Source organism: Bacillus sp. FJAT-14266 (genome assembly GCF_001719225.1).
Classification (GTDB): domain Bacteria; phylum Bacillota; class Bacilli; order Bacillales; family Bacillaceae; genus Bacillus; species Bacillus subtilis.
Genome location: NZ_CP017072.1, coordinates 2,329,785 through 2,349,381, shown reverse-complemented (window position 1 = coordinate 2,349,381; position 19,597 = coordinate 2,329,785). Strand labels below are relative to the sequence as shown.

The 19,597-nt window shown below is 41.3% G+C and carries 26 protein-coding genes; 19 read left to right on the top strand and 7 right to left on the bottom strand.

The window, feature by feature from the left end:
- Positions 1–116: 116 nt before the first annotated feature.
- The 6 genes from yneA to BGM23_RS12360 all read left to right on the top strand — a co-directional run bounded on the left by yneA (position 117) and on the right by BGM23_RS12360 (position 4,478).
- Positions 117–434 carry a cell division suppressor protein YneA gene (yneA, locus tag BGM23_RS12385; RefSeq protein WP_003231598.1) on the top strand — a complete coding sequence of 106 codons (318 nt, stop codon included), beginning with the start codon at positions 117–119 and terminating at the stop codon, positions 432–434.
- A gap of 18 nt (positions 435–452) precedes the next feature.
- Entirely contained in the window at positions 453–1,106 is a 654-nt protein-coding gene (locus BGM23_RS12380; protein WP_015714011.1) for a YneB family resolvase-like protein, read from the top strand.
- A 63-nt stretch (positions 1,107–1,169) separates the two neighbouring features.
- Positions 1,170–1,403: a DUF896 domain-containing protein gene (locus BGM23_RS12375; RefSeq protein WP_003231595.1), complete on the top strand. Its 234-nt coding sequence runs from the start codon at positions 1,170–1,172 to the stop codon at positions 1,401–1,403.
- Between the two features lie 168 nt (positions 1,404–1,571).
- On the top strand, positions 1,572–3,575 hold the full coding sequence (tkt, locus tag BGM23_RS12370) for a transketolase (RefSeq protein WP_014476936.1): 2,004 nt from the start codon (positions 1,572–1,574) through the stop codon (positions 3,573–3,575).
- A 152-nt stretch (positions 3,576–3,727) separates the two neighbouring features.
- The gene (sirA, locus tag BGM23_RS12365) at positions 3,728–4,174 is read left to right on the top strand and encodes a sporulation inhibitor of replication protein SirA (RefSeq protein WP_003231591.1); all 447 of its coding nucleotides are present in this window, start codon (positions 3,728–3,730) and stop codon (positions 4,172–4,174) included.
- Between the two features lie 85 nt (positions 4,175–4,259).
- Positions 4,260–4,478 (top strand): YneF family protein, encoded by a 219-nt coding sequence (locus tag BGM23_RS12360; RefSeq protein ID WP_003221221.1) that lies wholly within the window; start codon positions 4,260–4,262, stop codon positions 4,476–4,478.
- A gap of 73 nt (positions 4,479–4,551) precedes the next feature.
- Here the strand turns inward: BGM23_RS12360 and ynzD are convergent, their stop codons facing one another.
- Positions 4,552–4,725, bottom strand: coding sequence for an aspartyl-phosphate phosphatase YnzD (gene ynzD, locus BGM23_RS12355; protein ID WP_010886518.1), 174 nt, complete (start codon positions 4,723–4,725; stop codon positions 4,552–4,554).
- Positions 4,726–4,944: 219 nt separating this feature from the next.
- Between ynzD and ccdA the strand changes: the two genes are divergently transcribed.
- From ccdA to BGM23_RS12340, 3 genes are all read left to right on the top strand, one after another.
- Complete coding sequence (gene ccdA / locus BGM23_RS12350) at positions 4,945–5,652, top strand: cytochrome c-type biogenesis protein CcdA (RefSeq protein WP_003231585.1); 708 nt, start codon at positions 4,945–4,947, stop codon at positions 5,650–5,652.
- Positions 5,653–5,740: 88 nt separating this feature from the next.
- Entirely contained in the window at positions 5,741–6,103 is a 363-nt protein-coding gene (locus tag BGM23_RS12345; RefSeq protein WP_003245707.1) for a response regulator, read from the top strand.
- A 78-nt stretch (positions 6,104–6,181) separates the two neighbouring features.
- Complete coding sequence (locus BGM23_RS12340) at positions 6,182–6,673, top strand: CcdC family protein (protein ID WP_010886519.1); 492 nt, start codon at positions 6,182–6,184, stop codon at positions 6,671–6,673.
- 30 nt (positions 6,674–6,703) lie between these two features.
- Here BGM23_RS12340 and yneK read toward each other — a convergent pair whose 3' ends face one another.
- From yneK to sspO, 4 genes are all read right to left on the bottom strand, one after another.
- Positions 6,704–7,132: a DynA interaction protein YneK gene (gene yneK / locus BGM23_RS12335; RefSeq protein WP_003231580.1), complete on the bottom strand. Its 429-nt coding sequence runs from the start codon at positions 7,130–7,132 to the stop codon at positions 6,704–6,706.
- Between the two features lie 233 nt (positions 7,133–7,365).
- Entirely contained in the window at positions 7,366–7,758 is a 393-nt protein-coding gene (gene cotM, locus BGM23_RS12330; protein ID WP_072174018.1) for an outer spore coat protein CotM, read from the bottom strand.
- 79 nt (positions 7,759–7,837) lie between these two features.
- Entirely contained in the window at positions 7,838–7,984 is a 147-nt protein-coding gene (locus tag BGM23_RS12325; RefSeq protein WP_003221237.1) for a small acid-soluble spore protein P, read from the bottom strand.
- Positions 7,985–8,015: 31 nt separating this feature from the next.
- On the bottom strand, positions 8,016–8,162 hold the full coding sequence (sspO, locus tag BGM23_RS12320) for an acid-soluble spore protein SspO (protein WP_003244839.1): 147 nt from the start codon (positions 8,160–8,162) through the stop codon (positions 8,016–8,018).
- 227 nt (positions 8,163–8,389) lie between these two features.
- Here sspO and acnA point away from each other — a divergent pair, with 227 nt between their 5' ends.
- The 7 genes from acnA (at position 8,390) to BGM23_RS12285 (ending at position 13,224) form a co-directional block, all read left to right on the top strand.
- Positions 8,390–11,119, top strand: coding sequence for an aconitate hydratase AcnA (acnA, locus tag BGM23_RS12315; RefSeq protein WP_021479772.1), 2,730 nt, complete (start codon positions 8,390–8,392; stop codon positions 11,117–11,119).
- A gap of 71 nt (positions 11,120–11,190) precedes the next feature.
- Positions 11,191–11,703: a redoxin domain-containing protein gene (locus tag BGM23_RS12310; protein ID WP_029726674.1), complete on the top strand. Its 513-nt coding sequence runs from the start codon at positions 11,191–11,193 to the stop codon at positions 11,701–11,703.
- Between the two features lie 80 nt (positions 11,704–11,783).
- A complete protein-coding gene (locus BGM23_RS12305) occupies positions 11,784–11,909 on the top strand; it encodes an FbpB family small basic protein (protein WP_003244964.1) in 126 nt (41 codons plus the stop codon).
- Between the two features lie 64 nt (positions 11,910–11,973).
- Positions 11,974–12,120, top strand: a complete 147-nt coding sequence (sspN, locus tag BGM23_RS12300) for an acid-soluble spore protein SspN (RefSeq protein ID WP_003231569.1) — start codon at positions 11,974–11,976, stop codon at positions 12,118–12,120.
- 36 nt (positions 12,121–12,156) lie between these two features.
- The gene (gene tlp / locus BGM23_RS12295; protein ID WP_003231568.1) at positions 12,157–12,408 is read left to right on the top strand and encodes a small acid-soluble spore protein Tlp; all 252 of its coding nucleotides are present in this window, start codon (positions 12,157–12,159) and stop codon (positions 12,406–12,408) included.
- An 84-nt stretch (positions 12,409–12,492) separates the two neighbouring features.
- Positions 12,493–12,909, top strand: a complete 417-nt coding sequence (locus BGM23_RS12290; RefSeq protein WP_029726675.1) for a YbgC/FadM family acyl-CoA thioesterase — start codon at positions 12,493–12,495, stop codon at positions 12,907–12,909.
- A gap of 15 nt (positions 12,910–12,924) precedes the next feature.
- Positions 12,925–13,224 carry a hypothetical protein gene (locus tag BGM23_RS12285; RefSeq protein WP_029726676.1) on the top strand — a complete coding sequence of 100 codons (300 nt, stop codon included), beginning with the start codon at positions 12,925–12,927 and terminating at the stop codon, positions 13,222–13,224.
- Between the two features lie 30 nt (positions 13,225–13,254).
- Here the strand turns inward: BGM23_RS12285 and BGM23_RS12280 are convergent, their stop codons facing one another.
- Entirely contained in the window at positions 13,255–13,542 is a 288-nt protein-coding gene (locus tag BGM23_RS12280) for a HesB/YadR/YfhF family protein (protein ID WP_003231562.1), read from the bottom strand.
- Between the two features lie 87 nt (positions 13,543–13,629).
- Complete coding sequence (gene plsY, locus BGM23_RS12275; RefSeq protein ID WP_003231560.1) at positions 13,630–14,211, bottom strand: glycerol-3-phosphate 1-O-acyltransferase PlsY; 582 nt, start codon at positions 14,209–14,211, stop codon at positions 13,630–13,632.
- 169 nt (positions 14,212–14,380) lie between these two features.
- Here plsY and BGM23_RS12270 point away from each other — a divergent pair, with 169 nt between their 5' ends.
- From BGM23_RS12270 to parC, 3 genes are all read left to right on the top strand, one after another.
- A complete protein-coding gene (locus BGM23_RS12270; RefSeq protein ID WP_003245606.1) occupies positions 14,381–14,788 on the top strand; it encodes a CoA-binding protein in 408 nt (135 codons plus the stop codon).
- Positions 14,789–15,187: 399 nt separating this feature from the next.
- The gene (gene parE, locus BGM23_RS12265) at positions 15,188–17,155 is read left to right on the top strand and encodes a DNA topoisomerase IV subunit B (RefSeq protein WP_029726677.1); all 1,968 of its coding nucleotides are present in this window, start codon (positions 15,188–15,190) and stop codon (positions 17,153–17,155) included.
- Positions 17,156–17,158: 3 nt separating this feature from the next.
- On the top strand, positions 17,159–19,579 hold the full coding sequence (gene parC / locus BGM23_RS12260) for a DNA topoisomerase IV subunit A (protein WP_029317859.1): 2,421 nt from the start codon (positions 17,159–17,161) through the stop codon (positions 19,577–19,579).
- The last annotated feature ends 18 nt before the right edge of the window (positions 19,580–19,597 follow it).

Genomic DNA, 19,597 nt, shown 5'->3' with positions numbered 1-19,597 from the left:
TTATAGCATGATTTTCCTTACAGTACAAACATAGGTTCGAAAAAACAATTGACAGAAACGTTTGTTCGTATATACTGAAATTATAAAAATGCGAACAAACATTCCTGTTGGAGGTTATGATCATGAGTAAAGAATCTATTATTTTTGTCGGTCTGTTCACAGTGATTTTGAGCGCGGTTATCCTTATGCTGTCATATACAAGCAGCGGCCAGGAGCTTAATCAGTATGTTAAAATAGAAGTCCAGCAAGGCGACACACTTTGGTCAATTGCTGATCAGGTAGCAGATACAAAAAAGATAAACAAAAATGATTTTATTGAATGGGTAGCTGATAAAAATCAACTACAAACATCTGATATCCAGCCGGGTGATGAGTTAGTGATCCCATTGAAAAAGAAGCATCAGGATGCATATGAATTGGCAACTGTAAGATAGAGAGGAAAGAGAGATAAAATGAAAGCACTCATTTATGCCCGTGTAAGCACAAATAAAGAACAGCAGGAAACGTCATTAAAGCGGCAGGAGGAGGAGCTTACGGCCATTGCAGCGGAGAACGGCATGGAAGTGGTCAAAGTGATTTCAGAAAAAGCCAGCGGATATGAAATGGATCGGGATGGTGTATTTGAGCTGCTTGATGAGATTAAGAACGCTGGAATTGATGTCATTTTGGTTCAGGATGAGACAAGGCTCGGACGGGGAAACGCAAAAATCGCACTGCTTCATTGTATTTATAGAGAAGGTGTGAAAGTCTATACAACGGCTCATAGAGGTGAACTGGAGTTATCGGAGGCTGACTCAATGGTCTTGGAAATCGTCAGCATTGTGGAAGAGTATCAGCGAAAGATTCACAACATGAAAATCAGACGGGGAATGAAACGTGCAGTAAAAAACGGTTTTAAACCGCAAAAAAACTTAAAAAACCAACATGGGAACAGTGGAAAAGAAAAAATAGAGGTGCCAATCTCAGAGATCGTCCGCCTGAGAGCGAATAAACTGACGTTTGCTGAAATCGCGGCTACCCTAAGAGGGTTTGGCTATGATGTCTCTAAAGCAACCGTTCACCGGCGTTTTCAGGAATACATAGAGAATGAAGAGACAGCAGAGTGAATCAGTTGTAAAACTTTTTTTGATCTAGTACTATATAGACAAAATGCAATAAAGGAGTTTAACATGATTTCAAACGCGAAAATTGCCAGAATTAATGAGCTTGCTGCCAAAGCTAAAGCTGGCGTTATTACAGAAGAAGAAAAAGCCGAACAGCAAAAGCTCCGTCAAGAGTACTTGAAAGGTTTTCGTTCTTCTATGAAGAACACGTTAAAAAGTGTGAAAATCATTGACCCAGAAGGCAATGATGTAACACCAGAAAAGCTAAAAAGAGAACAAAGAAATAACAAACTTCACTAATACAAGAGGAATACGGCAATATCGTATTCCTCTTTTGCATATACTATAATCAAAACTCTTATGTGACAAAATTCAACAAGTTTCTCTCAAATTTAAGCTGAAACAGTTGAGAAAAAGTCGTCAGACATTTATGATGTAAGGGTACAACACATAAGGAAGGGGATTTTTATGGATACAATTGAAAAGAAATCAGTTGCTACCATTCGCACACTGTCAATAGACGCTATTGAAAAAGCAAATTCTGGTCACCCAGGGATGCCGATGGGAGCCGCTCCAATGGCATACACGCTGTGGACAAAATTTATGAACGTAAGTCCGGCAAACCCTGGCTGGTTTAACCGTGACCGTTTTGTTTTATCTGCTGGACACGGGTCAGCACTATTATACAGCATGCTTCATTTAAGCGGGTTTGATCTTAGTATTGAAGATCTTAAGGGATTCCGCCAGTGGGGCAGCAAAACACCTGGACATCCGGAATTCGGACATACTGCCGGTGTTGATGCTACAACAGGTCCGCTTGGCCAAGGAATTGCCATGGCAGTCGGTATGGCAATTGCTGAACGCCATTTAGCGGAAACATACAACCGCGATTCATTTAACGTAGTCGATCATTATACATACAGTATTTGCGGTGATGGTGATTTAATGGAAGGTATTTCTTCTGAAGCCGCTTCACTCGCAGGCCATCTTCAGCTTGGCCGTCTGATTGTACTATACGATTCTAATGACATCTCTCTTGATGGAGACCTCGACCGTTCATTCTCTGAAAACGTGAAACAGCGTTTTGAAGCAATGAATTGGGAAGTTCTTTATGTTGAGGATGGAAACAATATTGAAGAATTAACAGCGGCTATCGAAAAAGCACGCCAAAATGAAAAGAAACCTACATTAATTGAAGTGAAAACGACAATCGGATTCGGTTCACCTAACCGTGCCGGTACATCCGGTGTTCACGGTGCGCCGCTTGGTAAAGAGGAAAGCAAATTAACAAAAGAAGCTTACGCGTGGACATATGAAGAAGACTTCTACGTTCCGTCAGAAGTTTATGAGCATTTCGCTGCAGCTGTTAAAGAATCAGGTGAGAAAAAAGAACAAGAATGGAATGCTCAATTCGCTAAATATAAAGAAGTTTATCCTGAACTTGCTGAACAGCTTGAACTGGCAATCAAAGGAGAGCTTCCAAAGGACTGGGATCAAGAGGTTCCTGTGTATGAAAAAGGAAGCAGCCTGGCATCCCGTGCATCTTCCGGTGAAGTTCTCAACGGACTTGCGAAAAAAATTCCTTTCTTTGTCGGAGGTTCTGCTGACCTAGCGGGATCGAACAAAACGACTATTAAAAATGCCGGTGATTTTACAGCGGTTGATTACTCAGGCAAAAACTTCTGGTTTGGTGTACGTGAATTTGCGATGGGTGCAGCCTTAAACGGTATGGCGCTTCATGGCGGTCTTCGTGTATTCGGCGGAACTTTCTTTGTCTTCTCTGATTACCTGCGTCCTGCGATTCGCCTTGCAGCGTTAATGGGCCTTCCTGTGACATATGTCTTCACACATGACAGTATTGCGGTTGGTGAAGACGGTCCGACGCACGAGCCTGTTGAACAGCTTGCTTCACTCCGTGCGATGCCTAACCTTTCTTTGATCCGTCCAGCAGACGGCAATGAGACAGCAGCAGCATGGAAGCTTGCAGTGCAAAGCACTGACCACCCAACAGCGCTAGTGCTTACACGTCAAAACCTTCCTACCATCGATCAAACAGCTGAAGAAGCATTGGCAGGAGTAGAAAAAGGTGCATATGTCGTTTCTAAATCTAAAAACGAAACACCTGACGCTCTTCTCATCGCCTCCGGATCAGAGGTAGGTCTTGCAATTGAAGCGCAGGCTGAATTGGCAAAAGAAAATATCGATGTTTCTGTTGTCAGCATGCCTTCAATGGACCGTTTTGAGAAACAATCTGATGAATACAAAAACGAAGTCCTTCCTGCAGATGTGAAAAAACGTCTTGCAATTGAAATGGGCTCATCATTTGGATGGGGCAAATACACGGGGCTTGAAGGTGACGTTCTCGGCATAGACCGATTCGGTGCATCTGCTCCTGGTGAAACCATCATTAACGAATACGGCTTCTCAGTTCCGAACGTAGTGAATCGAGTTAAGGCATTAATCAATAAGTAAGCTTTTGAAAGAGGATGAGTCAAATCATCCTCTTTTTCTTGTTTATCCGACAAAAATAGTATTGGCTGTTTAACAGTAATAGACAATTCTTTCTTTTCTTCTTTTGTATAATAGAGAGCAAATGAAATGCTGCTGGAAAAGGGGATGAAAAGATGGAACGTCACTACTATACGTACCTGATCAAAGAGGAATTTGCCAATCACTATTTCGGCCGGGAATCGGTTATGTTTGAGCTGTTTCAAGACTATCATTGGACAAGCCTTGAAAAGCAGCAGTATGAAATGACAGAGAAACAGATTCAATATATTACACAACCAATCCCGATTTTACATATGCATCAGCGGTTAAAAATGAATTTAAACAAGACGGATTACAGGCAGCTGGATTATATTTATAGAATAGCTTTGCCGAAAGCAAAAGGCCACGCGACGTTTATGATGAAGGAGCACATGATAGAAATTGTGGCTTCGGGAGATTACGAGGCAGAAACGATATTCTTTGAAGTGTTAAGAAAAGTAAGCCCTTGCTTTTTAGCAATGGATTTCAATTCGAAGCGTTACGGATGGCTAAATCCGGTGAAAGAAAGAAATTTTGTCTAAAACCGAAGAAAAAGAGATGTAAATGTTGTATAATAGCTTTTGGTTTAGTACACTTTAAACTAGACAACATGAAGGAGGAAATAAAATGACTTTATGGGTTGGCATCCTAGTGGGCGTTGTTGCATTGCTCATAGGTGTTGCACTCGGGTTTTTTATTGCTCGTAAATATATGATGAGCTACCTGAAAAAGAATCCGCCTATTAATGAACAAATGTTACGCATGATGATGATGCAAATGGGAATGAAACCTTCTCAAAAGAAAATCAATCAAATGATGAAAGCCATGAATAATCAAACGAAATAATACGTAAAGATTATGATATAGAGAAACATGGTTATAAAATAAAAAACCCTTATACGGGTTTTTTATTTTGCAATCATTCATCACCCGCTACTGCTCGAAGGCGCTGCTTTTGATATTGTATGAGAAGATGGTCAAGCTCCTGACTGAGCTCTATCGTAATATGAGATGTCATTCCGTTCGCCATGACAATTTGCAGCAGCTCTGCTCTTTTTTTTTCAATTTCTTTTAATAGATGCTCTCTAATCACAGGGATGTATCCTTTCATACATTAGATCTTCAAAGTGAATGTTTATATTATATCCATATTTATACTAATTTTCAAATGAGAAGGAGTATAATGTCTCAATGTCAAATTAAATTATATAAGTTTTTTCTGAAAATAGAAATCTTTCAAGTGAAAGTGTTAAAAAAATGAAATGATTTTGTCATAACTTGAAGGAATGTCAAATCATGAAGGGATGATGACATGGGAGACGTGAATTATTTTTTGACATTCGGAGCGGGGTTTTTATCCTTTATTTCGCCTTGCTGCCTGCCGCTTTACCCAGCTTTTTTGTCATATATTACAGGGGTCAGCATGGACGATGTAAAAACTGAAAAGCTGCTGCTGCAGAAAAGAAGCCTGTTTCATACTTTGTGTTTTTTGCTTGGCTTTTCAGTCATTTTTATTGCTTTAGGCTATGGAACATCTTTTATTGGCAGCCTGTTTAGGGATTATCACGATGCGATTCGGCAAATTGGCGCGTTGCTTATTATTTTGTTCGGTTTCATTACACTCGGTGTGTTCCGGCCTGAGGCTATGATGAAAGAGCGGAGAATCCATTTTAAGCATAAACCAAGCGGGTTTTTAGGGTCGGTCTTAATCGGAATGGCATTTGCAGCTGGATGGACACCATGTACCGGTCCGATATTAGCTGCTGTTATCACACTTGCAGGCACCAATCCGGGCTCAGCGGTGCCATACATGATGTTATATGTACTCGGTTTTGCGGTACCGTTTCTTTTATTGTCTTTTTTTATCACAAAGCTGAAGTGGATAAGGAAGAACCAGCTTTTCATTATGAAAGCTGGCGGCGTTTTGATGATTGTGATTGGTGTGCTGTTATTCTTTAATTGGATGAGCCTGATCATTATTTTGCTGTCAGATCTTTTTGGAGGCTTTACTGGTTTTTGACGGTAAATTACTTTCGTACTACTACTAATCCTTTTGTTTTTGGTACAATAAGACTATTATCTGTGGAAATCGATTGTTGGAGGGGAATATGACAAGAGTTTTAGTTGTAGACGACGCCAAGTTCATGAGAGTGAAAATCAGAGAGATCTTGGAAGAGGCAAATTACATAATCGCAGGCGAAGCGGCGGACGGTGAACAAGCAGCGGACCTGTATAAAAAACTGCGCCCGGACCTTGTGACAATGGATATTACAATGCCGGTGAAAAACGGCATAAAAGCGCTTCGTGATATCTTAACCTTTGATCCTAAAGCGAAGGTCATCATGTGCACCGCCATGCGCCAGCAAAGAATTGTAACGGAAGCAATTGAGCTGGGGGCAAAGGATTTTATTGTTAAGCCGTTTGAGGAAACAAAAGTGCTGGAAGCTGTAAGCCGCGTTATGGGACATTAAAGTCATTTCTTTTCAAAATGGTTTTTTTTATTGTTTTGGAGTATAGTATATAGTATCAACACTCCGAGAAACAAAGGAATGATAAGTATGATGATTATAGTTTCATCGATTATTGCTGTGTTAATGGCTGTAGCTGTGATGGTGGTCAGAATAAAGTCCTCTGACAAGCCTGTTTCACCAAAAAAAATCATTCTTCCGCCGATTTTTATGAGTACGGGAGCGTTAATGTTTTTATTTCCGGTATTTTGGGTAACTGGTGCAGAGTTTTTGGAAGCATTCACTTTAGGTGTGATTTTCTCTATTTTTCTAATCAAAACTTCTAAGTTCGAAATTAAAAATAATGAAATTTACATGAAACGCTCTAAAGCATTTGTTTTTATATTAGTCGGTCTTTTGGTGATCAGAATCGTGATGAAATCGATCTTGAGCACATCAATTGATTATGGTGCACTGAGCGGAATGTTTTGGATTCTGGCTTTCGGTATGATTGTGCCTTGGAGAATCGCCATGTATTTATCATATCGAAAACTTCATAACGAGCTGCAGTCATCTAATATTCAAATGAATTAAAAAACCTTTCCTCTTGTCAGGAAAGGTTTTTTATTTGAGAAGGGTCTGATAAGGTTCCAAATCGATTTTTTTGTCCCGCAGATGCCTTTTTAAGAAGGTATGGTCTCTTTTAGGAGTTGCGAGAATATAGCCTTTGATCATAAGTTGCTGATCAATCTTTGCTACCTTTTCTTTTAATGCAAGCTCACCGATTTTGCCTGCGATTTTGGCTTTTGCTGCATCTCTGAACAGTTCTGGCACCGGCGCAGTCAATTCATCTAGAAACTGTTTGTTTTCATCGTTCCATAAATGTCTGCTGTTTTCAATATAGTAATCCTGCCAATCAAGCTCTGATCTGCCGTCCTCTTTTGGTAAACGCTTTAAAAACTTTCGAAACATGAAAAAACCGCCGATTGATAATAAGACTACCATCATGATCACCCAAAACAGAATAAACCATAAAAACCATCCTTCCAGCATCAATCATTCCTCCTTATTCTAACCATATTGTATACGAAGAGAGATTAGAAGAACACAGTAAAAAAAGAATAGAAAAAAGTGATAGACGTCTAGTCAAAAGAGATAGTAGATCATATTCTATTGTATAGTGAATCTGCTATTTGGCCATGGGAGAGTCACTAGAGGGTATTTGACGATAAATGGACGGAAAAAAAGTCACTTTCATAATAGGGGATGAAAGTGACTTTTTATGTTTAGCTGAGAGGAAATTGAAGAGAAAAAGAAGAGCCATCTTCTGTTTCTTTATTGACGGCGACTGTGAGTATTTGATTTTCGCATTCGGCTTGAATGGTTTTGTCATTAAAATAAAAAGGAAGCATCATTTGTTTTTCAAAAGTCTGTCCTGACGATTTGACAGTTAAGATGAACTCGCATCCAGAAAGGGTAACTGTTACTTGTGTAGGCTGTAAAAAAGTCAGATCCGCTTCTATAATATACTGCTGACTAGTTTCATATAAATCAATAGGCAATGTTTCGTCGTACCAGGCGAAGGGATCTTCAAAAAATTGCCGAAGCCATTCATCCATACTATCGAAATCATTTGCATCGTTGCGTTTTGAATGGTCCATGGAAGCATTCCTCCACATATCAACCTTGCTTTACATCATATGCGGTGGATTATAATGGGTGAACGCATAAAAAAACAGACACTAAGGTCTGCTTTTCTTACATATCATGGCTTGAGTTGTGCTTTTGTCTTGTATGGTTTCGGTTTTTTACTTTTTTGCTTCCGCTTAGAGGCTCGGGTTGGCCGGGATTGTGTCCTTTAGGGGCGTTTTTATGCATATCTTTACTTGTATTCTTATTGGTCATAAAATGAGAACCTCCTTAAAAGAGTTCGGTGTTATTGATTGGTTTTTCTTTTTTTGTTATTTTGGCGTTCTGCTTCAGTCAGTACAAGCTGGTCGTTTTCAATATAGCCGGCGCCTTTGCCTTGGCTTTTTGCGTCATTCATTCCGTTAATGACGTGATTCGCTTTTCTTTTGACCATCATTATCACCTCAATCATAATATGGCTTCTTTTATTGTGTTATATGAGAGAGCGTAAACAGTAAAAATTACCGGTACATTTTTCTCATAAGTCGAACTTATTGTATTTAATAAAAACATTGATATTTACTTATGTATGATTTTGTTTTAATATGAAATTGTGAGAAAATTGTGATGGAATGTAATGTTCATCTGAGAATGATCTGATCTGAAGGGGGATTTTGGAGAATGGCAAACGAGCAAAAAACTGCAGCAAAAGACGTTTTCCAAGCGAGAAAAACGTTTACTACAAATGGGAAAACATATCATTACTACTCTTTAAAAGCGTTAGAAGATTCAGGTATAGGAAAGGTTTCGAAGCTTCCTTATTCCATCAAAGTTCTTTTAGAATCAGTATTGCGTCAAGTTGACGGCTTCGTTATCAAAAAAGAACACGTGGAAAATTTGGCAAAATGGGGAACTGCCGAATTAAAGGATATCGACGTTCCGTTCAAACCGTCTCGTGTTATTTTACAAGACTTCACAGGGGTTCCGGCAGTAGTAGATCTGGCTTCACTGCGTAAAGCAATGGCAGCTGTCGGCGGAGATCCTGATAAAATCAACCCTGAAATTCCTGTTGATCTCGTTATCGATCACTCTGTACAGGTAGATAAAGCGGGTACAGAAGATGCATTAGCAGTAAATATGGACTTGGAATTCGAAAGAAATGCAGAGCGCTACAAATTTTTAAGCTGGGCAAAGAAAGCGTTTAACAATTATCAGGCAGTACCGCCTGCAACAGGTATTGTGCACCAGGTCAACCTTGAGTTCTTGGCAAGTGTTGTCCATGCCATTGAAGAAGACGGCGAGCTTGTAACGTATCCTGATACGCTTGTCGGAACAGACTCACACACAACAATGATTAACGGTATCGGTGTTCTCGGCTGGGGTGTCGGTGGAATTGAAGCTGAAGCGGGAATGCTTGGACAGCCTTCTTACTTCCCAGTTCCAGAGGTAATCGGCGCGAAACTTGTCGGCAAGCTTCCAAACGGAACAACAGCTACTGACTTGGCGTTAAAAGTAACACAAGTGCTGCGTGAAAAAGGCGTTGTCGGTAAATTTGTTGAATTCTTCGGACCGGGAATTGCTGAACTGCCGCTTGCAGATCGCGCAACAATTGCGAATATGGCTCCGGAATACGGTGCTACATGCGGATTCTTCCCAGTAGATGAAGAAGCGCTTAACTACCTGCGCCTGACTGGCCGTGATCCTGAACATATTGATGTTGTTGAAGCATACTGCAGAAGCAATGGCTTGTTCTACACTCCAGATGCGGAAGACCCTCAATTTACTGATGTGGTTGAAATTGACCTGTCTCAAATTGAAGCAAACTTATCGGGTCCAAAGCGTCCTCAGGATTTGATCCCGCTATCTGCTATGCAGGAAACGTTTAAAAAGCACTTAGTCAGCCCTGCAGGTAACCAAGGATTCGGTTTAAATGCTGAGGAAGAAAATAAAGAAATTAAGTTTAAACTCCTTAACGGTGAAGAAACAGTTATGAAAACGGGTGCGATCGCCATTGCTGCGATTACAAGCTGTACAAATACATCAAACCCATACGTTCTGATCGGCGCCGGACTGGTAGCGAAAAAAGCGGTTGAGTTAGGGCTTAAGGTGCCTAATTACGTGAAAACGTCACTTGCACCGGGTTCTAAAGTTGTTACAGGATATCTTGTGAATTCAGGCCTTCTTCCATACATGAAAGAGCTTGGCTTTAACCTCGTTGGGTACGGCTGTACAACATGTATCGGGAACTCAGGCCCGCTTTCACCGGAAATTGAAGAAGCGGTTGCGAAAAATGATCTTCTGATTACGTCTGTCCTTTCCGGAAACCGTAACTTTGAAGGACGTATTCACCCGCTTGTTAAAGGCAACTATCTTGCTTCACCGCCGCTTGTTGTGGCATATGCGCTGGCTGGAACGGTAAACATTAACTTGAAAACCGATCCAATCGGTGTGGGCAAGGATGGTCAAAACGTATACTTTAATGATATTTGGCCGTCAATGGACGAAATCAATGCACTTGTTAAGCAAACTGTTACGCCAGAGCTATTCCGCAAAGAGTATGAAACAGTATTTGATGACAACAAGCGCTGGAACGAAATTGAAACAACAGATGAAGCTTTATATAAATGGGATAGCGAGTCAACTTACATTCAAAATCCGCCATTCTTCGAAGAAATGTCTGTTGAGCCAGGCAAGGTTGAACCATTAAAAGGTTTGCGTGTTGTCGGTAAATTCGGTGATTCAGTCACAACTGACCATATTTCTCCTGCGGGGGCAATCGGAAAAGATACGCCTGCCGGAAAGTACTTGCAAGAAAAAGGTGTTTCTCCTCGTGACTTTAACTCCTACGGTTCCCGCCGCGGAAACCATGAAGTCATGATGAGAGGAACATTTGCAAACATTCGCATCAAAAACCAAATTGCACCGGGTACAGAAGGCGGATTTACAACGTACTGGCCGACTGGTGAAGTAACATCCATCTATGATGCGTGCATGAAATACAAAGAAGATAAAACTGGTCTTGTTGTATTAGCAGGAAAAGACTATGGTATGGGATCTTCACGTGACTGGGCTGCAAAAGGAACAAACCTTCTCGGCATCAGAACGGTCATTGCAGAGAGCTTCGAAAGAATTCACAGAAGCAACCTTGTATTCATGGGTGTGCTGCCGCTTCAGTTTAAACAAGGTGAAAATGCGGATACACTCGGCTTAACGGGTAAAGAAGTCATTGAGGTAGATGTTGATGAAACAGTTCGTCCTCGTGACCTTGTAACTGTAAGAGCAATCAATGAAGACGGCAATGTAACAACTTTTGAAGCAGTCGTCCGCTTTGATAGTGAAGTTGAAATTGATTACTACCGCCATGGCGGCATCCTTCAAATGGTGCTTCGTGAAAAAATGAAGCAGTCCTGATGAATCAATAGGAAGAGAAGGCATTTCGCTTTCTCTTCTTTTTATGACACAATGTGCTGCGGAGGTGGCATATGCTGAAAAAATGGCTCGCAGGGATCCTGCTTATCATGCTTGCCGGTTATACGGGATGGAATTTATATCAAACATACAGCAAAAAAGAAGTCGGAATTCAAGAGGGGAAACAAGCACCTGATTTTTCTTTGAAAACGCTGTCAGGAGAGAAAAGCTCTTTACAGGATGCAAAAGGCAAAAAAGTGCTGCTCAATTTTTGGGCAACTTGGTGTAAACCGTGCCGTCAGGAAATGCCTGCGATGGAAAAGCTGCAAAAAGAGTACGCCGACAAACTTGCGGTTGTTGCGGTAAATTTCACTTCAGCTGAGAAAAGTGAGAAACAGGTCCGAGCGTTTGCTGATACGTATGATTTAACATTCCCCATTCTGATTGATAAAAAAGGGATCAATGCTGACTATAACGTGATGTCATATCCAACGACATATATCTTAGATGAAAAAGGTGTTATCCAAGACATACACGTTGGCACCATGACAAAAAAAGAAATGGAACGAAAACTGGATCTTGATTAGATTCAGTTTTTTTTATGCTCAGATATGCTTACAAGTTTTCAGAATTGGAAAAAATAAAAGAATATGCGGAGGTGAGAAGCGTGAAGAAGATGAGAAAACGTTCTTTTCATGAGCTCGTCATGGAAAACAAAAAAGAGCTGATGACCAATACAGAGTATTTAAATCAGCTTGAGGAAAAGCTTGAACAGCGATTTAAGCAAAAATAACCTTTAATTTGTATTCATGTTTACCCCTCCTTTTGAGAAACCTATCTGTTGAGGAGGGATAAACATGGGAAACAACAAGAAAAACGGTCAGCCTCAATATGCTCCAAGCCACTTGGGTACAAAGCCTGTAAAATATAAAGCCAATAAAGGGGAAAAAATGCATGATACTTCAGGACAGCGGCCGATTATCATGCAGACAAAAGGCGAGTAGCGAAAATTCGAGTTTATTTCTAGGAGGTACATCCGAATGACAAAGAACCAAAATCAATATCAGCAGCCTAATCCTGATGATCGCTCTGACAATGTGGAAAAATTGCAGGATATGGTTCAAAATACAATTGAAAATATAGAAGAAGCAGAAGCATCAATGGAGTTTGCTTCAGGAGAAGATAAACAGCGTATCAAAGAAAAAAATGCAAGACGCGAACAGAGCATTGAAGCGTTTCGTAATGAAATACAGGACGAATCTGCAGCGAGACAAAACGGATACCGTTCTTAAAAAACCAGGGAAACCTGGTTTTTTTCTTTCTGATTTGATTATGGTAAAATGGGGCTAAATTGACGTTAAGGGAGCAGAGTAATCTTGCATGTATCAATAAAAGAAATAGAAGTGCGTTATGCAGAAACAGATCAAATGGGAATTGTCTATCACGCAAATTATCTTGTGTGGATGGAGGTCGGCAGAACGGCCTTGATTAAGGACTTAGGCTTTTTATATAGTGATATGGAAAAAAGAGGCGTTCTGTCCCCAGTCGTTGATATCAACATTTCCTATAAAAAGCCGCTTCATTACGGAGAAACCGCGGTTGTACATACATGGATAGAGGAATATAACGGCTTTAAAACCGTCTATGGTTATCACATTTATAATCCGGCCGGTGAGCTTTCCATCAAAGCCACCTCATCTCATATTTGTGTGGATAAAGAAAGCTTTAAGCCAATTCAATTCCGCAAAGCTTTTCCAGATTGGCACACATCATATGAAAAGGCCAAAAAATAGGGAAGTGAATGGGATATGGCGTTTGGTGTGAAACGGGAGGAACTTAACCGGTGGAAACAAGCAGTGAAAAGAGGAGAAATCGCATTTTTAACACATTACTGGCTGGATGACCGATTTCCGGGAGCAAGGACTGTAACAAAAGCCGGTTGTGCAGACATTGATAAGCTGGTTCAGTGGGGAGCGGCGTACGGGTTAAAAAAAGAATGGATCCATAAGAAAAGTGAATTTCCTCACTTCGATCTGCTGGGTGAAACGCAAAAATATGTTTTGGAACAAGAAAACCTAACCGATCATCTTATACGATTTCATTTGTAAAAAAAGAACGCACATGATGTGCGTTCTTTTTTATTGGTATTCAAAAACCGGTTCATCAGCGTCTTCTGAATAGCTGACGAGAAGGTCGTGGTTATCAAAGTACCATAAATCACTTTCTTCAATAAAGAAGGTAATGCCGTCAGCTTCTGCAGTAACTCCAGCCTCTTGTGGGGCATCTTTCGCTACACCGAGAGAAAAACCCTTTTGAACGTTGCTGCAGCCTCCATAGCGGACGAAAAAGCGAACCTGGTCTCCGCTTTCCAAATCGAGTTCTTCTTTATACCAGTTCAATGCGTCTTCGTTAATTGTCATATTCATAACAGAACACCCCTTTGTTCTTCATTTGAATTTTCTCTATTATAAACGTATTAGGCTATTCTGTGTCAAAAGAGAAGTTTTTTAAGCTTATAACCATTTTACTTTAGGTTCTGTTTTATTGATAATTCGTTTAATGTTCGCTCGGTGTCTGTATATCACAAAAATAGTGAGCAGGGTAACGACAATCAATAAATACGTATCATGGACAAAGAAACTATATATAACAGTATAGATCCCTGTTAACATCGATGAGAGAGAAACAAATTTAGTCAAGTATAAAAAGATGAAGAATACCGCAACCATCGTGATAAATAACAGGGGTGCGTAAAATAGCAAAACGCCTCCTGATGTCGCCACGGCTTTACCGCCTTTAAATTTGGCGAAGATGGGAAACACGTGGCCTAAAACCGCAAAGACTCCTGCAAGAAGCGGGTGAATATCAACATGCATGAGAAAAGGCAATGCAGTTGCCAGTGTCCCTTTCAAAATATCTCCGGCTATGACGACCGAACCAGCTTTTACACCCAATGTACGGAATGCATTGGTAGCGCCTAAGTTGCCGCTTCCGTGCTCCCGAATATCAATTCCCTTGGCAAGCTTGCCCACAATTAAGCCAGATGGAATGCTGCCTATCAAGTAGGCCAAAATAATCAATAAAGCAATTAACATCTACATTTCTCCTTTTTCAAATTCCCTTCTTTTTATTTTAACATGAGATGTCATGATCTGATGATAAGTTTTTTTGTAAAGTTTGCTTACAAATCCAATCAAACATGCATCATATTTTGATTTCTCCTGTTTTGATCGTGTAAAATAAGTGAAAAAGGAGTGACACACGATGCAAAACCCTTCTAAAGCGGAAATTAAAGAGATTCTTCAAAGAAGCAAACGTATAGCGGTAGTAGGGCTTTCAGACCGTCCGGATAGAACGTCACATATGGTTTCAAAAGCAATGCAGGACGCGGGTTATGAAATTATCCCTGTGAATCCTACAATTGATGAGGCGCTAGGTGTCAAAGCCGTTTCATCTTTAAAAGAGATAGACGGTCCGATTGACATCGTAAATGTATTCCGGCGCTCAGAACAGCTTCCTGGAGTGGCGGAAGAGTTTTTAGAGACAGATGCGCCAGTATTTTGGGCACAGCAAGGGCTAGTTAATGAGGAAGCATACCAGATGCTAAAAGAAAAAGGCAGAACGGTTATCATGGATCTGTGCATAAAAGTGGCACACGCTGTAACAAAATAGGTGCAGAACTGCAAAAATCCTTGTAAATTCAAGGATTTTTGCTTTTTAATTTTAAGATATTGTTTGCGTATTACGGTGAAACAGATACAATAAAGCTTGAACAGCTTTTTTTGAATACCTTGTCCAGCTGGGTTTCGGCCGTTCGATTTGCGAAGGTCTGCTGCTTTATATATAATAAACAAACATACGTTCTCATAGTGTGAAAACAGCACTAGCCGATGTTTTGAGAAGAACTGATTCGTTAGCTCTATGTTGCGATTGCAAACATATTGGTTATAATGAGGAGTCCAAGGCAGTACTGGCTCGAGGCGAGGTTTATAAAAAATATCTTATATACAAATGATGTGTAACACTGAAAAAGAGAAAGACAATGTTAGTTTTTGAAAGGGGTTTGTACGTTTGGCTAGAAAACAGCAATTTGATTACAACGAAGATGCCATACAGGTGCTCGAAGGCCTTGAGGCTGTCAGGAAAAGGCCGGGTATGTATATTGGCTCTACTGACGCGCGGGGTTTGCACCACTTGGTTTATGAAATTGTAGATAACTCTGTCGACGAGGTGCTTGCCGGCCATGGAGATCACATAATCGTCAAAATACATAAAGACAATAGTATTTCTGTACAGGATAGAGGCCGCGGCATGCCGACCGGAATGCATAAGCTCGGCAAACCAACCCCTGAAGTGATTTTAACGGTGCTTCATGCCGGAGGAAAATTCGGCCAAGGCGGCTATAAGACAAGCGGCGGGCTCCACGGAGTTGGTGCATCAGTCGTGAATGCTTTATCTGAATGGCTGACGGTTACCATTGAGCGGGACGGTTTTGTCTATCAGCAGCGATTTGAAAATGGAGGAAAACCGGTTACATCTCTCGAAAAGATCGGCAAAACAAAAAAGACGGGAACTCTTACTCACTTTAAGCCAGATCCAACGATGTTCAGCACAACCACTTATAATTTTGAAACGCTCTCTGAGCGCTTAAGAGAGTCTGCGTTTTTGTTAAAAGGACTGAAAATTGAGCTGATTGATGAACGCAATGACCTGCGTGAGGTCTTTTATTATGAAAACGGCATAGAAGCGTTTGTTGCTTACTTAAATGAAGAAAAAGACGTCTTGTCTGAAGTGGTCTCGTTTGAGGGTGAGCATCATTCTATAGAAGTGGACTTTGCGTTCCAGTTTAACGATGGTTATTCTGAAAATATTTTGTCGTTTGTCAACAATGTCAGAACAAAAGACGGCGGGACGCATGAGTCAGGTGCAAAAACTGCGATGACGCGTGCTTTTAATGAATATGCGCGAAAAGTGGCTTTGCTGAAAGAAAAGGATAAGAACCTTGAAGGCACCGATATAAGGGAAGGGCTTTCAGCCATTATTTCTGTCCGCATTCCTGAGGAGCTTCTTCAATTTGAGGGACAAACAAAAGGAAAGCTCGGTACCAGTGAAGCAAGATCAGCGGTTGATGCGATTGTTTCAGAGCAGCTTGCTTACTTTTTAGAGGAAAATCGGGACACCGCAACGCTTCTTGTCAAAAAAGCAATCAAGGCGAGCCAGGCGCGCGAAGCGGCACGCAAAGCCCGTGAAGAAGCAAGAAGCGGCAAAAAACGAAAAAAATCAGAAGCGACTTTAAGCGGAAAGCTGACGCCTGCGGGTTCAAGAAACCCGGCAAAAAATGAATTGTATCTCGTTGAGGGAGATTCAGCAGGCGGGTCAGCCAAGCAGGGACGAGACCGCAGATTCCAGGCGGTTCTGCCTTTACGCGGTAAAGTCATTAATACAGAAAAAGCTAAGCTTGCTGATATCTTTAAAAATGAAGAGATCAATACGATCATTCATGCGATCGGCGGGGGAGTCGGGGCAGATTTCTCAATCGATGACATCAACTACGACAAAATCATCATTATGACCGATGCCGATACTGACGGCGCCCATATTCAAGTGCTGCTTCTTACCTTTTTCTATCGCTATATGAAACCACTCATTGAGCATGGCAAGGTGTTCATTGCGCTGCCACCTTTATATAAGGTCAGTAAAGGAAGCGGGAAGAAGGAAATCATTGAATATGCATGGTCTGATGAAGAGATGGGTGATGTCCTGAAAAAAGTCGGCAAAGGCTATACCATTCAACGATATAAGGGTCTTGGAGAGATGAACGCAGACCAGCTGTGGGAAACGACGATGAATCCGGAGTCCCGCACACTTGTTAGGGTCAAAATTGACGATGCGGCACGTGTAGAAAGACGTGTGACGACGTTAATGGGAGACAAAGTAGAGCCGCGCAGAAAGTGGATTGAGAAAAACGTCGCTTTCGGCTTAGATGAAGAAAGCAATATTTTAGAAAATGAAAACTTATCGGTCGCTGAGGAGGTTTAATGATTGTCACAGCCAGAATTATTTCATGATTTACCATTAGAAGAGGTGATCGGCGACCGTTTTGGACGCTACAGTAAATATATTATTCAAGACAGGGCGCTGCCCGATGCGAGAGACGGATTAAAGCCGGTACAGCGCAGAATTCTGTATGCAATGCATACAGATGGAAACACGTTTGATAAAAACTTCAGAAAAGCGGCCAAAACGGTCGGTAACGTCATCGGTAACTATCATCCGCACGGTGACAGCTCGGTTTATGAAGCAATGGTGCGGATGAGCCAGGATTGGAAAGTTCGTAATGTGTTAATCGAAATGCATGGAAACAATGGAAGTATCGACGGAGATCCCCCGGCAGCCATGCGTTATACAGAGGCACGATTATCTCCGATTGCATCTGAGCTTCTTCGGGATATTGACAAAAACACGGTTGAATTTGTGCCGAACTTCGATGACACAAGCAAGGAGCCTGTCGTACTCCCGGCGATGTTTCCTAACCTATTGGTCAACGGATCTACCGGTATTTCAGCAGGATACGCGACCGACATTCCCCCTCATCATCTGGGAGAAGTCATTGATGCTGTCATTAAGCGTATTCAAATGCCATCTTGCTCTGTTGATGAACTCATGGAAGTCATTAAAGGGCCTGATTTTCCGACAGGCGGTATTATTCAGGGCGTTGACGGGATAAGAAAAGCTTACGAAACCGGAAAAGGAAAAATCATTATCCGCGGAAAGGCTGAAATTGAAACAATCAGAGGCGGACGAGAACAAATTGTCATTACTGAAATTCCATTTGAAGTAAATAAAGCAAACCTTGTAAAAAAAATGGACGAGTTCCGTATTGATAAAAAGGTTGAAGGCATCTCAGAGGTTCGTGATGAAACGGATCGAACAGGGCTGAGAGTGGTCATTGAACTGAAAAAAGAAGCTGATGCCAAAGGCATTTTGAATTTCTTATATAAAAATACTGATTTGCAGATCACATATAACTTCAATATGGTGGCTATCCATAACCGCCGTCCGATGCTGATGAGCCTGCCGTCTATTTTGGATGCATATATCGGACACCAAAAGGAAGTTGTCACAAACCGGTCCGTTTACGAGCTTCAAAAAGCAAAAGACAGACATCATATCGTAGAAGGGCTCATGAAAGCTTTGTCTATTTTGGATGAAGTGATTGCAACAATCCGTTCTTCTAGCGATAAACGTGACGCTAAAAACAATTTGATCGCCAAATATGAATTTACGGAGCCTCAGGCTGAAGCCATTGTGTCATTGCAGCTATATCGTTTAACCAATACAGATATTACAGCGCTTAAGGAAGAGGCAGAAGAGCTCGGTAAAAAAATTGAAGAGCTCGAATCTATTCTGAGCAATGATAAAAAACTGCTAAAAGTGATTACAAACAGCTTAAAAGCACTGAAAAAGAAATATGCAGATACGAGACGCTCCGTGATTGAAGAAAAAATTGAAGAAATTAAAATCAATCTCGAAGTCATGGTTGCATCTGAGGATGTATATGTAACCGTTACGAAGGATGGTTACCTAAAACGGACGAGCCAGCGCTCATTTGCCGCTTCCAACGGTCAGGACTTCGGAATGAAAGATACGGATAGGATGCTGCATCAGTTTGAAATGAATACGACAGACGTGCTGCTGCTCTTTACGAACAAAGGAAGCTACATCTATTGTCCTGTTCACCAGCTGCCTGATATCAGATGGAAGGACATGGGCCAGCATTTTTCAAATCTGATCACTATTGACCGTGATGAAACGATTGTAAAGGCCATACCGATAAAAGAATTTGATCCGTCGGCATATCTTCTATTCTTTACGAAAAACGGCATGGTGAAAAAGACAGAGCTCACCCATTATAAAGCACAGCGTTATTCTAAGGCGCTTGTAGCCTTAAATCTGAAGGGTGAAGATGAACTGATTGATGTACATGTAACAAATGGGGAAAGCCAGATCTTTATGGCCACTCACTTAGGGTACGGTCTATGGTTTGGAGAAGATGAAGTGAATGTAGTTGGCGCGCGTGCGGCAGGTGTCAAAGGGATTAACTTAAAAGAGGATGACTTTGTTGTCTCCGGTGAGATCCTTCAGCAATCTGATTCAATTGTCTTGTTCACACAGCGGGGAGCGGTAAAACGCATGAGTCTTTCTGAGTTCGAGAAGACATCCCGCGCAAAACGCGGTGTCGTAATGCTAAGGGAACTGAAAAAGAATCCTCACCGAGTTGTAGCACTGTTCGCTTGCGGTCTTGAACAGCGACTAGTGGCAGAAACAGAAAAAGGCGACAGAAAAGAACTGCAGGCAAAAGAGTTGCGGACAAACGACAGATACAGCAATGGCTCTTTCTTTTTTGATGAAGAGGAATCAGGGAAGGTTACAGCTGTTTGGCGCCTTCATACAGAACAATAATAAAAAAACCCGCTCATA

What these genes read in the sequence shown, in the direction of transcription:
- BGM23_RS12325 (WP_003221237.1), bottom strand. Translation starts at nt 7,984, where the DNA reads ATGACCAATAAGAATACAAGTAAAGATATGCATAAAAACGCCCCTAAA.
- acnA (WP_021479772.1), top strand. Translation starts at nt 8,390, where the DNA reads ATGGCAAACGAGCAAAAAACTGCAGCAAAAGACGTTTTCCAAGCGAGA.
- tkt (WP_014476936.1), top strand. Translation starts at nt 1,572, where the DNA reads ATGGATACAATTGAAAAGAAATCAGTTGCTACCATTCGCACACTGTCA.
- BGM23_RS12340 (WP_010886519.1), top strand. Translation starts at nt 6,182, where the DNA reads ATGATAAGTATGATGATTATAGTTTCATCGATTATTGCTGTGTTAATG.
- sspO (WP_003244839.1), bottom strand. Translation starts at nt 8,162, where the DNA reads ATGGTCAAAAGAAAAGCGAATCACGTCATTAACGGAATGAATGACGCA.
- cotM (WP_072174018.1), bottom strand. Translation starts at nt 7,758, where the DNA reads ATGTGGAGGAATGCTTCCATGGACCATTCAAAACGCAACGATGCAAAT.
- BGM23_RS12270 (WP_003245606.1), top strand. Translation starts at nt 14,381, where the DNA reads ATGCAAAACCCTTCTAAAGCGGAAATTAAAGAGATTCTTCAAAGAAGC.
- sirA (WP_003231591.1), top strand. Translation starts at nt 3,728, where the DNA reads ATGGAACGTCACTACTATACGTACCTGATCAAAGAGGAATTTGCCAAT.
- sspN (WP_003231569.1), top strand. Translation starts at nt 11,974, where the DNA reads ATGGGAAACAACAAGAAAAACGGTCAGCCTCAATATGCTCCAAGCCAC.
- yneA (WP_003231598.1), top strand. Translation starts at nt 117, where the DNA reads ATGATCATGAGTAAAGAATCTATTATTTTTGTCGGTCTGTTCACAGTG.
- BGM23_RS12345 (WP_003245707.1), top strand. Translation starts at nt 5,741, where the DNA reads ATGACAAGAGTTTTAGTTGTAGACGACGCCAAGTTCATGAGAGTGAAA.
- yneK (WP_003231580.1), bottom strand. Translation starts at nt 7,132, where the DNA reads ATGCTGGAAGGATGGTTTTTATGGTTTATTCTGTTTTGGGTGATCATG.
- ccdA (WP_003231585.1), top strand. Translation starts at nt 4,945, where the DNA reads ATGGGAGACGTGAATTATTTTTTGACATTCGGAGCGGGGTTTTTATCC.
- BGM23_RS12380 (WP_015714011.1), top strand. Translation starts at nt 453, where the DNA reads ATGAAAGCACTCATTTATGCCCGTGTAAGCACAAATAAAGAACAGCAG.
- BGM23_RS12285 (WP_029726676.1), top strand. Translation starts at nt 12,925, where the DNA reads ATGGCGTTTGGTGTGAAACGGGAGGAACTTAACCGGTGGAAACAAGCA.
- plsY (WP_003231560.1), bottom strand. Translation starts at nt 14,211, where the DNA reads ATGTTAATTGCTTTATTGATTATTTTGGCCTACTTGATAGGCAGCATT.
- BGM23_RS12375 (WP_003231595.1), top strand. Translation starts at nt 1,170, where the DNA reads ATGATTTCAAACGCGAAAATTGCCAGAATTAATGAGCTTGCTGCCAAA.
- BGM23_RS12360 (WP_003221221.1), top strand. Translation starts at nt 4,260, where the DNA reads ATGACTTTATGGGTTGGCATCCTAGTGGGCGTTGTTGCATTGCTCATA.
- tlp (WP_003231568.1), top strand. Translation starts at nt 12,157, where the DNA reads ATGACAAAGAACCAAAATCAATATCAGCAGCCTAATCCTGATGATCGC.
- BGM23_RS12310 (WP_029726674.1), top strand. Translation starts at nt 11,191, where the DNA reads ATGCTGAAAAAATGGCTCGCAGGGATCCTGCTTATCATGCTTGCCGGT.
- BGM23_RS12280 (WP_003231562.1), bottom strand. Translation starts at nt 13,542, where the DNA reads ATGAATATGACAATTAACGAAGACGCATTGAACTGGTATAAAGAAGAA.